The sequence below is a fragment of the Streptomyces cupreus genome (assembly GCF_014257025.1).
GTDB classification, from domain to species: Bacteria; Actinomycetota; Actinomycetes; order Streptomycetales; family Streptomycetaceae; genus Streptomyces; species Streptomyces cupreus.
This window is the reverse complement of record NZ_JACMSF010000002.1, coordinates 93,876-111,333: the sequence shown is the minus strand read 5'-3', so window position 1 is coordinate 111,333 and position 17,458 is coordinate 93,876. Positions and strand designations below refer to the sequence as shown.

Genomic DNA, 17,458 nt, shown 5'->3' with positions numbered 1-17,458 from the left:
CTCGCGGCACGGCCCCGGGCGACCGCACGATGATGCCCCCGTCGCACCCGCGAAAGCACGGCGGCGCGCGGCGTGTCCGACGCGAACTCCCGTCGGCGTCAGCCCTCTTGTGGCGCGGCGCTCTTGATCACCGCGAAGCGTGCGCCGTAGGGGTCCTCCAGCTTGGCCATACGGCCGACGCCCTCCACGTCGGTGGCGGGCATACGGACCTTGCCGCCGAGCTCCCGCGCCTTGCTGACGGCGACATCGGTGTCCCAGACCTCGAAGTACGGCAGCCAGTACGGCTCGGTCTCGGTCCCGGAGGGGTCGTCGGCGAGGGCGACCATGCCGCCGAACATGGCGTCCTCACCCGCGCCTGCGGGGTTGATGCAGGTGTAGACGCCGCCGGGGAAGGGCATCGCCGAGGTCTCCCAGCCGAACACGGCGTCGAAGAAGTGGGCCTCCCGGGCCATGTCCTGGGTGTACAGCTCCACCCAGCACAGCGAGCCGGGGTCGCCCGCGATGTCGATGCCCTTGAGGGCGGCGGGCTGCCAGACGCCGAACGGCACGCCCGCGTGGTCCGCGAGGATGGCCATCCGGCCCTGGCCCATGACGTCCTCGGGCGGCATGAGCACACGGCCTCCGGCCTGCTCGACCGCCTTCGCGGTGGCGTCCGCGTCCCGGCTCTGGAAGTACACGGTCCAGGCGGGCGGGCCCTGCCCGGGCGTGGACTGCATGCCACCGGCGGCGGTCCTCCCGTCGAGCTGGAAGAAGCCGTAGCCGCCGGCCTCGGGTCCCGCCGACCGGAACTCCCAGCCGAACAGGGCGCGGTAGAAGGAGGTGGCGCCCTCGATGTCGGTGGTGCCGAGATCGACCCAGTTGGGCGCGCCGTGGACAAGACGGGTGGTGAGCATCATTGCCCTCCTCTGAGGGGTCCCGTTGCGTGCTCTGCCGAGTCTTCCACCGCCCACTGACAATCGCCGTCGGAGCGCGTCCTAGGCTGTTCGGATGTTCTTCAGGGGGCGCAGGGCGCGGGAGCGGCGGCAGAGCCTGTCCGAACGGCTGGGTTCGCCCGAGGCGGAGGTCCGGGCGGCCGCGGCCAAGGAGATCGCCGAGGACCGCGACCGGGTGTGGGCGGTGCGGGAGCTGGCGGGGGCGCTCGACCGGGAGCCGACGCCGGAGACGTTCGACGGCATCGCGGGGCCGTTCGGTGACGCCCTGTGCCGGGACCCGGCCACACGGCAACGCATCGAGCGTATGTTCGCCTCACATGTCGACGACCCCGCCGGGCTGGTGCGGGACTGGACCGCGTTCCTGGCGGAGTACGGGGTCGGTGCGGCGATGGAGACGGTCGACGACGATCTGGCCGAGGAGGTCCGCGGCAGGCTCCGGCGGCTGCGCCGACAGGGCTGGCGGCCCCACGAGCTGGCTCATATGCGCCCGGATTCCGTCGCGTACATGGTCGCGTTCGGCACGACTGTAGAACTGCTGCACGACGCGATCCTCCGTGCGGCTCCGCTGACCGCCGAGGATGCCGAGCGCGCCCGAGCGCAGGCCCGCGACGCCTTGGAGCGGGCCCTCCCGCACCCGGCGGACAGCGACGAGCGCGGCGACATCCTGCTCGACGTGTGCGAACGCCCCGACCCCGAATCCTGGACGGACCGTTCCCTGGCCGCGCTACGCATCGAGGAGGTACTCGCCCTGTGCCGGAGCGCCGAACCGGACCGGGCGGCCCTGGGCGTCGAAGCGCTGGAGTACCTGCTCGTCTACGAGGACACCCTGAAGCGCGCCGCCGTCCGGGAGACCCTCGACCGGCTCTGCGCGCAGGACCAGCCGCCCCACACTCTCGCCAAGGTGCTGCGCTGCCACGCCCAGCTGCAGAACGAACGGGAGACTGCCGATCCCCCGGTCGACCTCTACCTCACGTCGCTGAGCCATCCGGACGGCCGCGTGCGGGCCGCCGCCGCTTTCGGCCTTGACGCGGGCGGCGGGCTGCCCCAGGAGGCGCGGGCCGTCGCCGCGCTGATCGACACCATGGACCACGATCCGGATATCGCCGTAGTGCGCTCCGCCGCGAACTCCCTCGCGCTGATCGTGTGCTCCGAGGAGGCCAACACCCTCGCGGCGTCGGCGGCACTGGCCCATATGGCCGACGCGGTGGACGCACGCGTGCGTGCGTCGAGCGTTGAAGGGGCGCTCTTCCGGAACGAGGCCGGAGCCTTCGCGCGTCTGACCGCCGAGCTCGAACGGCCCGATGTGGAGCCTGCGTTCGTCGAAGTCGCCGACTTCATCTGCGGCCTCAGGAACAGCGGCGCCACCGATGAGACCCGCGCGAGCCTGACACGGCTCCTGGAGCGCCTCGGCCGCAGCGAGTGGTCCGAGCTGTCCTGCGACGACGACCTCTACCCGGACCCCGAGGACCGCGCGGAGCTGCTGGAAAAGGCCCTGGAGACCCTCCGCAACCCCGCCTAGGCCGACCCCCGCCGTACCAGCGTGGTCGGCAACACCACACTCCCCGGCTCCCCCTCCACGCCCCGCAACAACAGCCGAGCCATCAACCGTCCCATCTCCTCGATGTCCTGACGAACCGTCGTCAACGCCGGATCCGTCTGCTCCGCCACCGGCAACATGTCGTCGAACCCGATCACCGCCACATCCTCCGGCACCCGAAGCCCCCGCTCCCGCAACACCCGAAGAGCGCTTGACGCAGTCAGGTCGTTCGCGGCGAACAGCGCGTCCAAGTCCGGGCATCGGTCGAGGAGTTCGCGCATCGCCCGCTCACCCCCGCCCGGTGTGAAGTCCCCCTCGGCGACCAACCGCGGATCGGCGTCCCCCATGACGTCCCGGTACCCGTCCAGCCGGTCCACCGCCGAGGTCTGATCAAGCGCGCCCGTGATGTGCGCGACCCGGCTCCGGCCGAGCCCCACGAGATGCCGTACGGCATCCCGCGCCCCGCCCCGGTTGTCACTGTCGACGTAGACCACGTCATTCCGGTCGCCGTTCCAACCGGGACGCCCCCCGAACACCGTCGGGATCCCGGCCTGTTGGATCAGCCCTGGCAGGGGGTCGTCGAGGTGCAGCGAGAAGACCAGTGCTCCGTCGACATGCCCGCCGGCGAGATAGCGGGCGACCCGGGCATGGTCGTCGCGGCCCTCGGTCAGCAGCAGGACGAGCTGGTTGTCCTGGGCGGTCAACTCCTTGCTGATGCCACGCAGTTGCAGCGCGAAGAAGGGGTCGGCGAAGACCCGGCTCTCCGGTTCCGCGACGACGACCGCGACGGCGTCGTGCCGCCGGGTCACCAGGCTGCGGGCCGCCTGATTGGGCACGTATCCGAGTTCCTCAACCGCCCGCCGCACCCGCTCGACGAGGGGCTCCCTGACCCCGTCCCCGCCGTTGACCACCCGGGACACGGTGGCCCGCGAGACGCCGGCGCGTGCGGCCACGGCCTCCAACGTGGGGCGCGGGGCGATGCCGGTCACTTCGGGCTCCTCATCGGCCCAGGATAGCCCCGGCGTCCCACCCTGGTGAGAGCGCTCTCGCCGCACCCACGAAACACCCTTCGGCGCGCGGCCTGGGCCTGCCCCTACAAGGAGTTCCCCCTGATCGAGGCGCGGGCGTCCGGCGAGGTCGAATCCGAGTCCCGCGTCCAGGAGGAACCCCACGCGGAATGGACCGTGCTCGACCTCGCCGGCCGAACCCTCAGTGCTCGTGCGGCTCGTACCCCGGAATCGTCCCGTCCGTCTTCTTCACCAGGAACAGCCCCACCATCCCCATGTCGGAGTGGCTCTGCACATGGCAGTGGTACATCCACGCCCCCGCACCGACCCCCTCCCCCGCGATCACCTGGAAGCCGAAGGAGTCCGCCGGACCCACGATCTTGTTGTCGATGACCTGACTGGGATCGTCGGGTCCGGTGAGCATGCCCGTGCGGTTGTCCGCCCAGCGGTGACCGTGCATATGGAAGGTGTGGTAGTACTCGCCGTGCGTGATCATCACGAACTCGACCCGATCGCCCACGGTGGCCCCGAAGTTGGGCCCGGAGTGTGCCGGCTTGTTGTTGATCAGCATGTCGTTGAAGACGATCGTGTACGTCATGTCCGGCAGGACATCGCCCGCGCGCCGCACGATCACCGGGCCGTACAGGCCCTTCCTGATCCCGCCCGTTCCGTGTTCCGTGCCGACCACATGGTCGTGGTAGTGCCAGTAGCCCGCGCTGCCCGGCCGCCAGGTGCCGTCCTTGCGGCGGCCGGGGGCGTGGGTGCGCCAGGTGTAGGTGCGGGTGCCGCCGGGTTCGACGTCGCTCTTGTTCAACTTGGTGCCGTCGCTGGAGATTTCGTAGTCCAGGCCGTGCACATGGAGGCTCGCCGGCACGTCCATGGTGTTCTCGAACTCGATGTGCAGGGTGTCGCCCTCGTTGAGCTCGATCAGCGGGCCGGGGACGGTCGCCCTGCCCTTCTCGAAGCCGTAGCCCATCTGCCCGTCGGCGAGCTTCTCGGCGTACAGCTTGATGTGTCTGACCTCGCCTCCGGCGGCCGCCGTACGCGCCGGGCGGCCGGCGCCGGCCGCCGTCGGCGCCAGGGACAACGATGTCGTGAGGGCCGCGCCGCCCAGTAGTACCCGCCGGTTGAAGCCGCGTCTGTCCATGCCGAACTCCCCTGTTCCGGTACGGAGTTCGAGACAGTAGCGGGGTCGCAGAGGTTTATCCACACTCAGGACAAAGTTCGTTCCATTGTGGCCATAGGTATTGGCGAGTGACGCAAAGAGGTCTAGCTTCCTTGGCGCTGTTGCCGTGACCGAGGAGGTGCCCATGCACTTACGAGGGTTGAGCACAAGAAGACGCGGCTGGGCGGCGGCCGTCGCGGCCGGGGCCGTTGCCGCCGGACTGATGTCGGGCCCGCCCGCGAGCGCGCGCCCGGCCCCCGACCCGTCCCTGACAACGATGTCCATCAAGTCGCCACCAGGCGGCGCGAACGTACGCGTGCTGATCTTCTACGGCTCTGCCGCCGCCGGCGACGAGTCGCCCCTGGTGAACGCCGGTATCGAGGCGATCGAGAAGATCGGCCTCACGGGCCCGGTGAACCAGCGCTTCAAGGTCGAGGCGACGGACGACGCCTCGGTCTTCACCGACGAGGCGAAGCTGGGCCGTTACAACGCCATCGTGTTCCCGACCGGCGGCGGCGATGTCCTCGACCCCGAGCAGGAAGCGGGACTTGAGGCCTACATGGAGGCGGGCGGCGGTTTCGTCGGCCTGCACGACGCGGCGCGCGCGGAGCCGTACTCGGAGTGGTTCACCGGCCTGATCGGCGCGCGGCCCGCCGCGTCCGGTCCAGGCACCGTGCAGCGGGCGACCGTCGAGGTGGGCGATCGGAGCCATCCGGCGACCAAGGACCTGCCGGTGCAGTGGAAGCGTCCCGACCGCTGGCTGAACTGGACGAAGAACCCCACCGGAACCGTGCACACCGTCGCCCGGGTGCGCGAGTCGACGTACCGGCCCGGTGCCGGCTCGGGCGGCTGGGACCACCCGGTGAGTTGGTGCCGCGACTACGACGGCGGCCGGTCCTTCTACACCGGCATGGGCGGCACGGTGTCGTCCTACGACGAGACGGACTTCCGCACGCATCTGCGCGGTGCCCTGCTGTGGACGACCCGGCTGGTGCAGGCGGACTGCACGGCCACCATCACCGGCAACTACACGGCCGAGCGGCTCACCCGGCCCAACCAGCCGGGCCAGAACGACCAGATCGGCGAACCGCACGGGCTGGTCACCGCCCCCGACGGGCGTGTGCTGTACATCGGGCGCGGTGGTGCCGACTCCTCCCAGCCGGTGATCACCGACTGGAACAACCCGGACATCGGCAAGGGCAAGGGCGAGATCCACGTCTACGACCCGAAGACCGGGCAGGTAACCCTCGCGGGCGCGCTCACGGTCTTCGGCAACAAGGGCGGCGGCGACGAACTGGTCAAGGTCGAGGAGGGGTTGCTCGGCATCGAGCTCGACCCTCGCTTCCAGGAGAACGGATGGGTGTATCTGCACTACACCCCGCATTCCCGGATCGATCGGGACACGCGGATGGCCGAGCGGCGGGTCTCCCGCTTCACGCTCGACCTCGCCACCAACAAGCTCGACCTGTCGAGTGAGAAGGTGCTGCTCAAGTGGCCGGTGCAGATCCACAGTTGCTGCCATGCGGGCGGCGGGATGGCCTGGGACTCGAAGGGCAACCTGTACATCGCGACCGGCGACAACAACTCCAGCCGCTTCAGCGACGGTTACTCGGGCAACAACCCGGAGCCGAACTACAAGGGCGTCTCCTTCGCCGACGCGCGACGGACCGCCGGCAACACCAACAACCTCAACGGCAAGATCCTGCGTATTCATCCGGAGCCGGACGGGACGTACACCCTGCCGGAGGGGAACCTGTTCACCGGCCGGGAGACGGACGAGGGCGGCGGCAGGACACGCGGCGAGATCTATGTGATGGGGGTCAGGAACCCGGCCCGTATCTTCGTCGACAAGTCGACCGACATCCTCTACGCGGGCTGGGTCGGCCCGGACGCGGGAGCGCCGTCGACGACCTGGGGTCCGGCCAAGTACGACACGTTCGCCGTCATCACCCAGGCGGGCAACCGGGGTTGGCCGTACTGCATGGGCAACAAGCAGCCCTACCGGGACCGCAATCTGCCCGATCCGTCGAAGCCGCTCGGCTGGTACGACTGCGACCACCCGAAGAACGAGTCGCCGAACAACGACGGCCTGGTCGATCTGCCGCCGGTGACCGGCAACAACATCTGGTACTCGCCCCAGGGCGGCGCCCCGGACTTCCCGCGTGACGCGAACGGCGTCCCCTCCTACAAGCAGGAGGAGTCGAGGTACCTCCTGCCTTGGCTCAAGGGCGGCGGGCAGGCCGCGATGAACGGTCCGGTCTACCGGTACGACGCGACGAGCACCAGCGCCACCAAGTGGCCCGCGTACTGGGACGGCAAGTGGTTCGTCGGCGACTTCTACGACGCCGACCAGCCGCGCAACGCCGTGATCACCGACCCGAAGACCCACGGCGACGGCGGACTCCCGGTGCACTCGGAGTCGTTGAAGAAGATCGTGCCGACCGGCAACGACGGCATCAAGAACCTCATGGACTGGAAGTTCGGTCCGGACGGCGCGCTCTACGTCCTCGACTACGGACGGGGCTTCTTCACCTCGGACGCCAAGTCGGCGCTGTGGCGGGTCACTTACTCGGGCGGCGGTGCGACGCCGGCCGCCGATCAGCTGGCGAGGGGAGCGCGGTGATACGGCAACGAAGAATCTGGACGGCCCTGTTGGCCGCCGTACTGATCATGCTCGGGTTGCAGACGGCGCCCTCCACGGCGCGGACCGAGCAGCAGGTCGCGGAGCAGGTGCTGACCTGGACCGCGGGCGATGACATCACCAAGTACAACTCGGCGCCCACGACGGCGGTGGCGGGCACGGCGACGATCGTCTTCGAGAACAGCGCGGCGACCGGCAACACCACCGGCATGCCGCACACGCTGACGTTCGCCACCAACGACCCCGAGTTCAACAGCGATGTCCAGCTCAACATCCTGGCGAGCCCGAACGACGACATGGGCGGCCGTCACACCGCCGAGGTCACGCTCACCCCGGGCCGCTACTTCTACTCCTGCACGATCCCCGGACACGGTCAGATGCAGGGCATCCTGGTGGTCACCGAGGGCACCGGCGAGGACACGACCGCGCCCGCGACCTCGGTCCAGATCAGCGGCACGCAGAACTCGCAGGGCGAGTACGTCGGTTCGGCGAGTGTGACGATCCGGGCCACGGACGAGGGCGGCTCCGGGGTGGACCGCGTCGAGTACGCGATCGGCGACACGGGCGCCTGGCAGCCGTACACCACACCGGTCGTGGTGGACCAGGTCGGCAGTCACAAGGTGCGTTACCGGGCGACCGACAAGGCGGGGAACGTCTCCGCCGAGAAGAGCGCCGAGTTCACGGTCGTGTCCCCGCCCTCGGACGACACGACGCCGCCGGAGACCTCGGCGACGGTGAGCGGTGAGCGCAATCCCGACGGCACCTATGTCGACATGGCCACGGTGACCGTCACCGCCTCCGACACCGGATCGGGCGTCAACACCATCGAGTACGCCGTCGGAACCGGCGCCTGGCAGCCGTACACCATGCCGGTGATGGTCCATCAGGTGGGCACGCACACCGTCCGGTTCCGCGCCACCGACAAGGCGGGGAATGTGGCGGCGGACAAGAGCGTGGAGTTCACGGTGGTCGCCGCGCCGCCGCAGGACACGACCCCGCCGGTGACGGGCGTGACCGTGGAGGGCACGCGCAACTCCGACGGCGCGTATGTGGCGAACGCCAAGGTCACGGTCAGCGCGACCGATGCGGGCGGGGTCGCGAGCATCGAGTACTCGCTCGACGGCGGGCCCTATCTCGCGTACACCGCACCCGTGATCGTCGACCGCGCGGGCGCGCACACCCTCGCGTACCGGGCGACCGACACGGCGGGCAACACCTCCGCGGCCCGGACCGTGAGCTTCACGGTCGTGGCGGGCGAAGTGCCCGCGCCGCCCTGTCCCGAGTACGACGAGCGGTTGACGGTGATCGTCGGCACGGTCGACTCCGGAGTGCCGAACCGGGTCACCGGCAACCGTTGCCGGATCAATGAGTTGATCGAGGACGAGAAGGAGTGGACGTCCCACACGCTGTTCCTCAAGCATGTGAAGACGGTCCTGGACCGGCTGCTGAAGGAAGGGGTCATCGACCAGCGCGAGTACAACGCCATCGCCAAGGCCGCCCGCCAGTCCGGCATCGGCAGGCCGGGCCAGACCGAGGGCTACCGCACGATCTTCGACGGTAGCTCCGGCTCCTTCGCCAAGTGGCAGCACGTGGGCGGCGGTTCGTTCGGTCTCAACGCCGACAGGTCGATGACCAGCGGCACCACCAAGGCCGGGCTCGGCATGCTGTGGTTCCCCGAGCGCAAGTACGGCGACTTCTCGCTGCGCCTGCAGTGGCGTGACGACGCTCCTGGCACCGGGAACGCCAACTCCGGTGTGTTCGTGCGCTTCCCATGGGTCCACGACCACCCCGAGGAGACCCGCCCCGAGTGGGTCGCCATCAAGTACGGGCACGAGGTGCAGGTGCTCGACCGGCCCGACGGCGACATGTACAAGACGGGCTCGATCTACGGGTTCGACCGGGTCGGCCTGGCCGGCGCGGGCGTGACCGAGAAGGGCACCTGGAACGACTACGAGATCCGGGTGGTGGACCAGCACTACTCGGTCTACCGCAACGGCGTCCTGATCAACGAGTTCGACAACCTCGGCGGCCAGGACTTCTACCCGCCCCGCTCGGACGACCCGGGCACGGACGGGCGACGGTTCGCCTCCGGCTACATCGGACTCCAGGTGCACGGCACCACCGACGTGGTGTCGTACCGGGACATCCGGATCAAGGAGCTGTAGGCCCCTCTTTGCGGGCTCTGCTCGGCTGTACCCGCTTGGGTTCCCCCGGCATCTTCGGATACTCGGGCGGGTACGGCAGATCGCCGAGCCCGTGGTCGTGCTCGTCCCGGCGGGCCAGCTCCAGCAGCTCGTCCAGGGAGAAGCGGTGGTCGTCCATGTCGGCGTGGACGTCGCCGAGTTCGGCGAAGCGCGCCGGCATGGTCGCCAGGTCGAAGTCACGGGGGTGGGCGGTGCCGACCTCGTCCCAGCGCAGGGGTGCGGAGACGGGGGCGTGCGGGCGGGGGCGTACGGAGTAGGCGGAGGCGATGGTGCGGTCGCGGGCGGTCTGGTTGTAGTCGATGAAGATGCGCTCGCCCCGCTCCTCCTTCCACCACTTGATGGTCACCTGCTCGGGCATCCGGCGCTCCATCTCCCGCCCGACGGCGATGGCGGCACGGCGGACCTGGGTGAACGTCCAGCGCGGCTCGATCGGCACGAAGACATGCAGACCGCGTCCGCCGGAGGTCTTGGGCCAGCCCCTGAGCCCGCCGAACTCGTCGAGCACGGCTCTCAGTTCGTGCGCGGCGCGGACCGCGTCGTCGAAGTCGGTGCCGGGCTGCGGGTCGAGGTCGATCCGGAGTTCGTCGGGGCTGTCGACGTCGTCGCGGCGCACCGGCCAGGGGTGGAAGGTGAGCGTGCTGTACTGGGCGGCCCAGAGCACGGCCGCCTCCTCGGTCGGGCACATCTCGTCGGCGCTGCGGCCGCTGGGGAAGGTGATGTGGGCGGTGGGAATCCAGTCGGGCATGTTCTTGGGGGCCCGCTTCTGGAAGAAGTTCTCCCCGTTCACCCCGTCCGGATAGCGCTCCAAAGTGGTGGGCCGGTTCCGCAGGGCGCGCAGAATGCCGGGTCCGACGGCCTGGTAGTACCGGGCGAGATCCAGCTTGGTGAAACCGCGCTCCGGGAAGAAGACCTTGTCCGGACTGGACAGCCGTACCGTGCGCCCGCCCGCCTCCAACTCCACCGCTTCACCCATGCGGCCACGGTAGGCGCACCTCTCATGGCTCGCATACCGGGCGGAACCGGACGCCGCATCCGCGGCGTGTGATCACCTGCGATGATGGCGGCATGATCTTCCCGGGACTCATCGGACTGGCCATCGTCCTCGCCGTCGCCGGAGCGGGCGTCGTGATCGGGCGCGAGTTCTGCAAGGAGGTCCGGGCGCGGCGAGCGCGGTAGCGACGCGCCGCGGCCGAGGGGCGGACATCACGAACCGTACCTAGAGTCGAGCCATGGACCTCCCGGTGATGCCGCCCGTGAAGCCGATGCTCGCCAAGTCGGTGGCGAAGATCCCGCCGGGCATGCAGTACGAGGCGAAGTGGGACGGCTTCCGGGCGATCGTGTTCCGGGACGGGGACGAGGTCGAGCTGGGCAGCCGTACCACCAAGCCGTTGACCAGGTACTTTCCCGAGCTGGTGGAGGCGCTCAAGGAGTCGCTGCCCGAGCGGTGCGTGCTGGATGGGGAGATCGTGATCGCGCGGGAGGGGCGGCTGGACTTCGACGCGCTCACCGAGCGGATCCATCCGGCGGCCTCCCGGGTGCGGACGCTCGCCGAGCGGACCCCGGCCTCCTTCGTCGCCTTCGATCTGCTGGCGCTGGCGGACGAGTCGCTGCTGGACGTGCCGCTGACCGACCGCCGGGAGCTGCTGACCAGGGCGCTGGCCGAGGCGACGCCGCCGGTGCATGTGGCGCCGGCGACGACCGACGTCGAGGTGGCCGAGCAGTGGTTCGAGCAGTACGAGGGGGCCGGTCTCGACGGGGTGATCGCCAAGCCGCTCGCCTCTCGGTATCTCCAGGACGAGCGGGCCATGTTCAAGATCAAGCATGAGCGGACGGCCGATGTGGTCGTGGCCGGGTACCGGCTGCACAAGAGCGGCCCCGTCGTCGGCTCGCTGCTGCTCGGGCTCTACGACGACCAGGGCGCCCTCCAGCATGTCGGGGTGTCCGCCGCCTTCTCCATGAAGGTGCGCGCCGAGCTGGTCGAGGAGCTGGAGCCGCTGCGCATGGACGAGGTCACCGGGCATCCCTGGGCGGCCTGGGCCGAGGAGGCGGCGCACGAGTCGGCCCGGCTGCCGGGGGCGCCGAGCCGCTGGTCCGGCAAGAAGGACCTGTCCTGGGTGCCGCTCAGACCGGAGCGGGTGTGCGAGGTGGCATACGACCACATGGAGAACGGGGCGCGCTTCCGGCACACGGCCCGGTTCCGCCGCTGGCGCCCGGACCGGACCCCGGAGAGCTGTACGTACGCCCAGCTTCAGGAGCCGGTCCGGTACGACCTGGACGAGATCCTCGGCGGCTGATCAGGGCCGCATCAGCACCTTGACCGCGCCGTCCTGCTTGCGCTGGAACATCTCGTAGGCGTGCGGCGCGTCGGTGAGCGGCACGTGGTGGGTGGCGAAGTCGTCGACACCGAGCGGGTCTTCGTCCGTCAGGTACGGCATGATCTCGTCGGCCCAGCGGCGGACGTTGGCCTGGCCCATGCGGATCTGGAGCTGCTTGTCGAACAGGGTGAGCAGCGGCAGCGGGTCGGCGGTGCCGCCGTAGACGCCGACGAGGGAGAGGGTGCCGCCGCGGCGGACCAGTTCGATGGCGGTGTGCAGGGCGGCGAGCCGGTCGACGCTGAACCGTTCCGCGAGCTTCCCGCCCAGTGCCCTCGGGAGCAGGCCGGTGGCCTGCTGGGCGAGGCGGGCGGCGGCGCTGCCGTGGGCCTCGGTGCCGACCGCGTCGATCACGGCGTCGGGTCCGCGGCCGTCGGTGCGGTCGCGGATGGCCGTGATGAGGTCCTTCTCGCTGTCGAAGTCCCTGAGGTCGAAGGTCTCCACGCCCCGGTCCCGCGCCCGGCGCAGCCGCTCGGTGACCAGGTCCACGCCGAACACGCTCCCGGCGCCGCGCACCTGGGCGATGCGGCAGGCCATGTCGCCGATCGGCCCGAGTCCGAGCACCGCGATGCTGCCGCCCTCGGGGACTCCGGCGTACGACACCGCCTGCCAGGCGGTGGGCAGCACGTCGGAGAGGTAGACGAAACGGTCGTCGGGCGGGCCCTCGGGCACCTTGATCGGGCCGTACTGCGCCTGCGGGACGCGCAGATACTCGGCCTGACCGCCCGGCACCGCGCCGTACAGCCGGGTGTAGCCGAAGAGGGCGGCGCCCATGCCCTCGCCGGTGACCTGGGTGGTCTCGCACTGGGTGGGCAGTCCGTTCAGGCACATCCAGCAGTCGCCGCAGGCGATCTGGAACGGCACCACGACCCGGTCGCCCGCCCGCAGGTCCATCACGCCCGCGCCGACCTCCTCGACGATGCCCATCGGTTCGTGTCCGAGGATGTCGCCCGGCGTCATGAACGGGGTGAGTACCTCGTACAGATGCAGGTCGGAGCCGCACAACCCGCTGGAGGTGATGCGGACGACCGCGTCCGTGGGCTCCTGGATCGTCGGATCGGGCACGTTCTCCACTCGGACGTCCCGCTTGCCCTGCCACGTCACAGCCTTCACGCCACCGGCTCCCTCCATCAGATCCGCGCCCCGGGTACCCGGGGCCGCAGGCGTGAACCGTGGGTGCGCCGATCGGTGTATTTCACGCGGGTAATGAGATTCGAGCGGGTATGGCCAGTAATGAACTTACAAGCGCACAATCATGACAAGAGAACGGGGTGGCGCCGGTGGGCATGGGACGCAGGGCGCGTACCAGACGCGTCGCGACGACCGCGGCACTGCTGGCCACGGCGATGACGATCTCCCTGGCAGCGGGTTGCACCACGCCGGGCGAGGGGCGCGACGACGGACGCCCACCGACCCGGGAACAGGATCAGAGCCCCGAACAGACCCCCACAGCAACAGACTCGGTCCTCGCCGTGAAGATCGACAACATTCGCCGGGCCAGGCCCCAGACCGGCATCGCTGCCGCGGACATCGTCTACGTCGAACAGGTCGAGGGCGGGCTGAGCCGGCTGATGGCGGTGTACGCGACGAAGCTGCCCAAGGCCGTCGGCCCGGTGCGCAGCGCACGCGAGTCCGACCTGGAACTGCTGCGCCAGTTCGACGAGCCGACGCTCGCCTTCTCCGGGGCCCAGCGCAAGCTGCTCCCGCTGATCGACAAGGCCCCGCTCAACGCGCAGCCGCCGGGCGAGACCTCCGGCGCCTACTACCGCGGCACCGACAAGCCCGCCCCGCACAACCTCTACCTGCGCCCCGCCCGACTGCTGTCCTCGGCGCCCGGCCCCGGCGCGCTCACCACCACCGGCTTCCGCTACGGCGCCGCACCCTCCGGCGGTACGGCGGACACCTCGGAGACCGTCCGCTACCCGGCCGCGAGCTTCACCTTCTCCTGGTCCGAGAGCCGGGGGCGCTGGCTGGTCTCGCAGGACGGCGCACCGACCGTGCAGACGGACGGCAAGCGACTGGCCCCCGCGACGGTCGTCGTGCAGTACGTCAAGATCCGCAAGTCCGACTACCACGACTCCAACGGCAACTACACGCCGTACACCGAGACGGTGGGCTCGGGGAAGGCGAAGGTGCTGCGCGACGGACGGGCCTACGACGTCGGCTGGAAGCGCGCCACGCCCACGGACGGCACCGAGTTCACGACCGAGCACGGCAGCCCGGTGAACTTCGCGAAGGGCCAGGTGTGGGTGGTGTACGCGAAGGCGGTCTGAGGTCCGGACGGCTCGGTCAGCCTTGTGAGACGAGGGGTTCCGCGGGATTGCGGAGCCCCTCGGCCGCGTCCGCGACACGCCGGATGAGGTCGAAGAAGACGGTCTGTTCCGCGGCGGAGAGTGGGGCGAGGAAGACCTGGTTCATCCGGGCCGTGCGCACGGTGAGCTTGCGGTGGGTGCGCACCCCGTCGTCCGTCAGGCGCAGCAGGAAGCGGCGGCCGTCCGCCGGGTCGCGGACCTTGTCCAGCAGTCCACGGCGGCCGAGCCGGCTGATGACCTCCGCGATGGTGGACCGGTCGAGCCCCACCCGCTCCCCCACCGTCCGCTGGTCGAGCCCGGGCTCGGCGACGAGCGCGTTCAGAACGGCGAACTGGGGTGAGGTGATCTCCTCCGAGACCATCGTGTTCCACAGCAGGTAGTGCGCCTGCTGCAACCGCCGGGCCAGGTGCCCGGGGTGGGTGGTCAGATCCACCGCGGCCATGTGCGCTCCCCTCGTCGAATTCGTTGGTGCACTGAACGATACCTGGAGCGGCGGGCACCGTCTGCACCAGCGACCTGCCGTTTTCCCAAGGTCTTGACGCTTCGCCCCGCCAGTGGCAGCGTGAAGGGCACCTCGCTGAAATACTCAGTGCCCTGACTAATTCCTGAACCGGGCGCTCGGACGAGATGGGGCTTCACGGATGGACAAGGTGGTCGCCACGGCCGTCGAGGCGGTGGCAGATGTGCCCGACGGCGCATCGCTGGCGGTGGGTGGTTTCGGGCTGAGCGGTGTGCCCAATGTGCTCATCCAGGCCCTGTACGAGCAGGGCACCGGCGGGTTGTCGGTGGTCTCGAACAACTGCGGGGCGATGGAGTCGGGGCTGGCGGTGCTGCTCGCGGCCGGGCGGATCGCGCGGGTCACCGGGTCCTACATAGGGGCGAACAAGGAGTTCGCCCGGCAGTACCTGGCGGGGGAACTGGAGGTGGAGATGATCCCGCAGGGCACGCTCGCCGAGCGGCTGCGCGCCGGCGGCGCCGGGATCCCCGCCTTCTACACCCCGGCCGGAGTGGGTACACAGGTCGCCGAGGGCGGGCTGCCGTGGCGCTACGACGGACAGGGAGGTGTCTCTCTCGTCTCGCCGCCGAAGGAGGTCCGCGAGTTCGACGGCACCGAGTACGTGCTGGAGCACGGGATCCGTACCGACTTCGCACTGGTGCGGGCGGCGAAGGGGGACCGGCACGGAAACCTGGTCTTCAACAAGTCCTCCCGGAACTTCAATCCGCTGGCCGCGATGGCCGGGCGGGTCACGATCGCCGAGGTGGAGGAGCTCGTCGAGCCCGGTGAGATCGATCCGGACGCGGTGCATCTGCCGGGGATCTTCGTGAAGCGGGTGGTCGCCCTCACCCCGGAGCAGGCGGGCGACAAGAAGATCGAGAAGCGGACGGTGAGCTGACCCATGGCCTGGACACGGGAAGAGATGGCCGCGCGAGCCGCACATGAGCTGCGGGACGGTCAGTACGTCAATCTCGGCATCGGGCTGCCGACGCTGATTCCCAACTACCTTCCGGCGGGTGTGGAGGTGGTCCTGGAGTCGGAGAACGGGATCCTGGGCACCGGTCCGTATCCCACGGAGGATGCCGTCGACCCGGATCTGATCAACGCGGGCAAGGAGACCGTCACCGTCCTGCCCGGCGCTTCCTTCTTCGACTCGGCGCTGTCCTTCTCGATGATCCGGGGTGGGCACATCGATGTCGCCGTGCTGGGCGCGATGCAGGTCTCCGAGAAGGGTGACCTCGCGAACTGGGCCATCCCGGGCAAGATGATCACCGGGATCGGCGGGGCCATGGATCTGGTCCACGGTGCCCGGACCGTGATCGTGGTGATGACCCACACCGCCAAGGACGGCTCCCCGAAGATCCTCACCGAGTGCGCGCTGCCGCTCACGGGCAAGGCGTGCGTGAACCGAGTCATCACCGATCTCGGCGTGATCGACGTGACCGACGAGGGTCTGCTGCTCGTGGAGACGGCGCCCGGGGTGAGCGTGGACGAGATCAACGCGAAGACCGACGCGAAACTGACTATTGCGGAGGATCTGCTGTGAACGCGGTTTACATCGTCGACGCGGTCCGCACCCCGATCGGCCGCTACAACGGCGGCCTCGCCGCGGTCCGCCCGGACGACCTCGCCGCCCACGCCATCCGTGAACTGATCGCCCGCACCCCGCGGTTGGACCCGGCCCGCATCGAGGACGTCTACTTCGGCAACGCCAACGGCGCCGGCGAGGAGAACCGCAACGTGGGCAGGATGGCGGCACTTCTCGCCGGCCTGCCCACCTCCGTACCGGGCGTCACCGTCAACCGGCTGTGCGCCTCCGGCCTGGAAGCGGTCATCCAGGCCGCCCGCGCCATCGCGGCAGGGGACGCCTCCATCGCCGTAGCGGGCGGCGTGGAATCCATGACCCGGGCGCCGTATGTGCTGCCCAAGAACGACAAGCCGTTCCCGGCCGCCCACACCGAGCTCTACTCGACCACCCTCGGCTGGCGCATGGTCAACCCGAGGATGGAACCGCAGTGGACCATCCCGCTGGGCGAGTCCGCCGAACTGATCGCCGACAAGCACAAGATCAGCCGTGAGCAGCAGGACGAGTACGCCCTCGCCAGCCACCACAAGGCAGCCAGGGCCCAGCAGGCAGGCCTCTTCGACGCCGAGCTGGCACCGGTCGGCATCCCGCAGCGCAAGGGCGACCCGGTCGTCTTCGGGGCCGACGAATGCGTACGGCCGGATGCGTCGCTGGAGGCGATGGCCAAGCTGAAGCCGTCCTTCCGCAAGGCGAGCGAAGCGAGACGGGGATCCCCCCGGCCGGAGGCCGGGGGAGGAACCGTCACCGCGGGCAACGCCTCGCCCCTCAACGACGGAGCCGCAGCTCTCCTTCTGGTCGACGAGGCGGGCCTGAAGGCCACCGGCCGCGAGCCCCTCGCCCGTATCTCCGCCACCGGCGTCAACGCCCTCGACCCGCACTACTTCGGCCTCGCCCCCGTCGAAGCCGTCAACCGCGCCCTCACCAAGGCGGGCAGGACCTTCGCCGACCTGGACGTCCTCGAACTCAACGAGGCCTTCGCCGCCCAGGTGCTGGGCTGCGTCGCCGAATGGCCGGAGTTCGACCCGGCGATCCTCAACCCCCAGGGCGGGGCCATCGCCCTCGGCCACCCGCTCGGCGCCTCCGGCGCCCGCCTCGCCGGCACCGTCGCCCACCAACTCGCCCGCAAGGGCTCCGGAGTCGGGGTCGCCACCCTCTGCATCGGCGTCGGCCAGGGCCTCGCCCTCGTCCTCGAACGCTAGGAATCCCC

At 69.9% G+C, this 17,458-nt stretch carries 14 protein-coding genes; 8 read left to right on the top strand and 6 right to left on the bottom strand.

The features are described 5' to 3' along the window. Positions 1 to 98: 98 nt before the first annotated feature. On the bottom strand, positions 99 to 893 hold the full coding sequence (locus tag H4N64_RS02295; RefSeq protein WP_186280558.1) for a VOC family protein: 795 nt from the start codon (positions 891 to 893) through the stop codon (positions 99 to 101). Between the two features lie 94 nt (positions 894 to 987). On the opposite strand from H4N64_RS02295, the gene H4N64_RS02290 reads away from it, so the two are divergent. Continuing rightward, positions 988 to 2,451: a HEAT repeat domain-containing protein gene (locus tag H4N64_RS02290; protein WP_186280361.1), complete on the top strand. Its 1,464-nt coding sequence runs from the start codon at positions 988 to 990 to the stop codon at positions 2,449 to 2,451. Here the strand turns inward: H4N64_RS02290 and H4N64_RS02285 are convergent. Both H4N64_RS02285 and H4N64_RS02280 read right to left on the bottom strand, forming a co-directional pair. Continuing rightward, positions 2,448 to 3,458, bottom strand: coding sequence for a substrate-binding domain-containing protein (locus H4N64_RS02285; RefSeq protein ID WP_186280360.1), 1,011 nt, complete (start codon positions 3,456 to 3,458; stop codon positions 2,448 to 2,450). The two genes, H4N64_RS02290 and H4N64_RS02285, sit on opposite strands and share 4 nt — an antisense overlap. A 220-nt stretch (positions 3,459 to 3,678) precedes the next feature. Continuing rightward, positions 3,679 to 4,623, bottom strand: a complete 945-nt coding sequence (locus H4N64_RS02280) for a multicopper oxidase domain-containing protein (protein WP_186280359.1) — start codon at positions 4,621 to 4,623, stop codon at positions 3,679 to 3,681. 163 nt (positions 4,624 to 4,786) lie between these two features. Between H4N64_RS02280 and H4N64_RS02275 the strand changes: the two genes are divergently transcribed. Beyond that, the gene (locus H4N64_RS02275) at positions 4,787 to 7,264 is read left to right on the top strand and encodes a ThuA domain-containing protein (RefSeq protein WP_186280358.1); all 2,478 of its coding nucleotides are present in this window, start codon (positions 4,787 to 4,789) and stop codon (positions 7,262 to 7,264) included. A 47-nt stretch (positions 7,265 to 7,311) separates the two neighbouring features. Continuing rightward, entirely contained in the window at positions 7,312 to 9,447 is a 2,136-nt protein-coding gene (locus tag H4N64_RS02270; protein ID WP_222108462.1) for an OmpL47-type beta-barrel domain-containing protein, read from the top strand. Here the strand turns inward: H4N64_RS02270 and ligD are convergent. Then, a complete protein-coding gene (gene ligD, locus H4N64_RS02265) occupies positions 9,434 to 10,459 on the bottom strand; it encodes a non-homologous end-joining DNA ligase (protein ID WP_186280356.1) in 1,026 nt (341 codons plus the stop codon). The two genes, H4N64_RS02270 and ligD, sit on opposite strands and share 14 nt — an antisense overlap. Before the next feature lie 256 nt (positions 10,460 to 10,715). Here ligD and H4N64_RS02260 point away from each other — a divergent pair, with 256 nt between their 5' ends. Then, complete coding sequence (locus H4N64_RS02260) at positions 10,716 to 11,780, top strand: ATP-dependent DNA ligase (protein WP_186280355.1); 1,065 nt, start codon at positions 10,716 to 10,718, stop codon at positions 11,778 to 11,780. Here H4N64_RS02260 and H4N64_RS02255 read toward each other — a convergent pair whose 3' ends face one another. Further along, on the bottom strand, positions 11,781 to 12,971 hold the full coding sequence (locus tag H4N64_RS02255) for an alcohol dehydrogenase catalytic domain-containing protein (RefSeq protein WP_186280354.1): 1,191 nt from the start codon (positions 12,969 to 12,971) through the stop codon (positions 11,781 to 11,783). A 173-nt stretch (positions 12,972 to 13,144) separates the two neighbouring features. Between H4N64_RS02255 and H4N64_RS02250 the strand changes: the two genes are divergently transcribed. After that, positions 13,145 to 14,131, top strand: a complete 987-nt coding sequence (locus tag H4N64_RS02250; RefSeq protein WP_186280353.1) for a DUF3048 domain-containing protein — start codon at positions 13,145 to 13,147, stop codon at positions 14,129 to 14,131. A gap of 16 nt (positions 14,132 to 14,147) precedes the next feature. Here the strand turns inward: H4N64_RS02250 and H4N64_RS02245 are convergent, their stop codons facing one another. Beyond that, on the bottom strand, positions 14,148 to 14,612 hold the full coding sequence (locus tag H4N64_RS02245) for a MarR family winged helix-turn-helix transcriptional regulator (protein WP_186280352.1): 465 nt from the start codon (positions 14,610 to 14,612) through the stop codon (positions 14,148 to 14,150). 199 nt (positions 14,613 to 14,811) lie between these two features. Between H4N64_RS02245 and H4N64_RS02240 the strand changes: the two genes are divergently transcribed. Genes H4N64_RS02240 through H4N64_RS02230 form a run of 3 tightly spaced genes read left to right on the top strand, consistent with a single transcriptional unit; the run spans position 14,812 to position 17,450 of the window. Next, on the top strand, positions 14,812 to 15,564 hold the full coding sequence (locus H4N64_RS02240) for a CoA transferase subunit A (RefSeq protein WP_186280351.1): 753 nt from the start codon (positions 14,812 to 14,814) through the stop codon (positions 15,562 to 15,564). Positions 15,565 to 15,567: 3 nt separating this feature from the next. Beyond that, positions 15,568 to 16,212, top strand: a complete 645-nt coding sequence (locus H4N64_RS02235; RefSeq protein ID WP_186280350.1) for a CoA transferase subunit B — start codon at positions 15,568 to 15,570, stop codon at positions 16,210 to 16,212. Continuing rightward, a complete protein-coding gene (locus H4N64_RS02230) occupies positions 16,209 to 17,450 on the top strand; it encodes an acetyl-CoA C-acyltransferase (RefSeq protein WP_186280349.1) in 1,242 nt (413 codons plus the stop codon). The genes H4N64_RS02235 and H4N64_RS02230 overlap by 4 nt, the downstream gene beginning before the upstream one ends. Positions 17,451 to 17,458: the final 8 nt, after the last annotated feature.

Excerpts from the sequence above, each read along its gene's own strand:
- H4N64_RS02295 (WP_186280558.1), bottom strand. The coding sequence starts at position 893 with ATGCTCACCACCCGTCTTGTCCACGGCGCGCCCAACTGGGTCGATCTC.
- H4N64_RS02280 (WP_186280359.1), bottom strand. The coding sequence starts at position 4,623 with ATGGACAGACGCGGCTTCAACCGGCGGGTACTACTGGGCGGCGCGGCC.
- ligD (WP_186280356.1), bottom strand. The coding sequence starts at position 10,459 with ATGGGTGAAGCGGTGGAGTTGGAGGCGGGCGGGCGCACGGTACGGCTG.
- H4N64_RS02235 (WP_186280350.1), top strand. The coding sequence starts at position 15,568 with ATGGCCTGGACACGGGAAGAGATGGCCGCGCGAGCCGCACATGAGCTG.
- H4N64_RS02290 (WP_186280361.1), top strand. The coding sequence starts at position 988 with ATGTTCTTCAGGGGGCGCAGGGCGCGGGAGCGGCGGCAGAGCCTGTCC.
- H4N64_RS02270 (WP_222108462.1), top strand. The coding sequence starts at position 7,312 with ATGCTCGGGTTGCAGACGGCGCCCTCCACGGCGCGGACCGAGCAGCAG.
- H4N64_RS02275 (WP_186280358.1), top strand. The coding sequence starts at position 4,787 with ATGCACTTACGAGGGTTGAGCACAAGAAGACGCGGCTGGGCGGCGGCC.
- H4N64_RS02260 (WP_186280355.1), top strand. The coding sequence starts at position 10,716 with ATGGACCTCCCGGTGATGCCGCCCGTGAAGCCGATGCTCGCCAAGTCG.
- H4N64_RS02240 (WP_186280351.1), top strand. The coding sequence starts at position 14,812 with ATGGACAAGGTGGTCGCCACGGCCGTCGAGGCGGTGGCAGATGTGCCC.
- H4N64_RS02250 (WP_186280353.1), top strand. The coding sequence starts at position 13,145 with ATGGGACGCAGGGCGCGTACCAGACGCGTCGCGACGACCGCGGCACTG.
- H4N64_RS02245 (WP_186280352.1), bottom strand. The coding sequence starts at position 14,612 with ATGGCCGCGGTGGATCTGACCACCCACCCCGGGCACCTGGCCCGGCGG.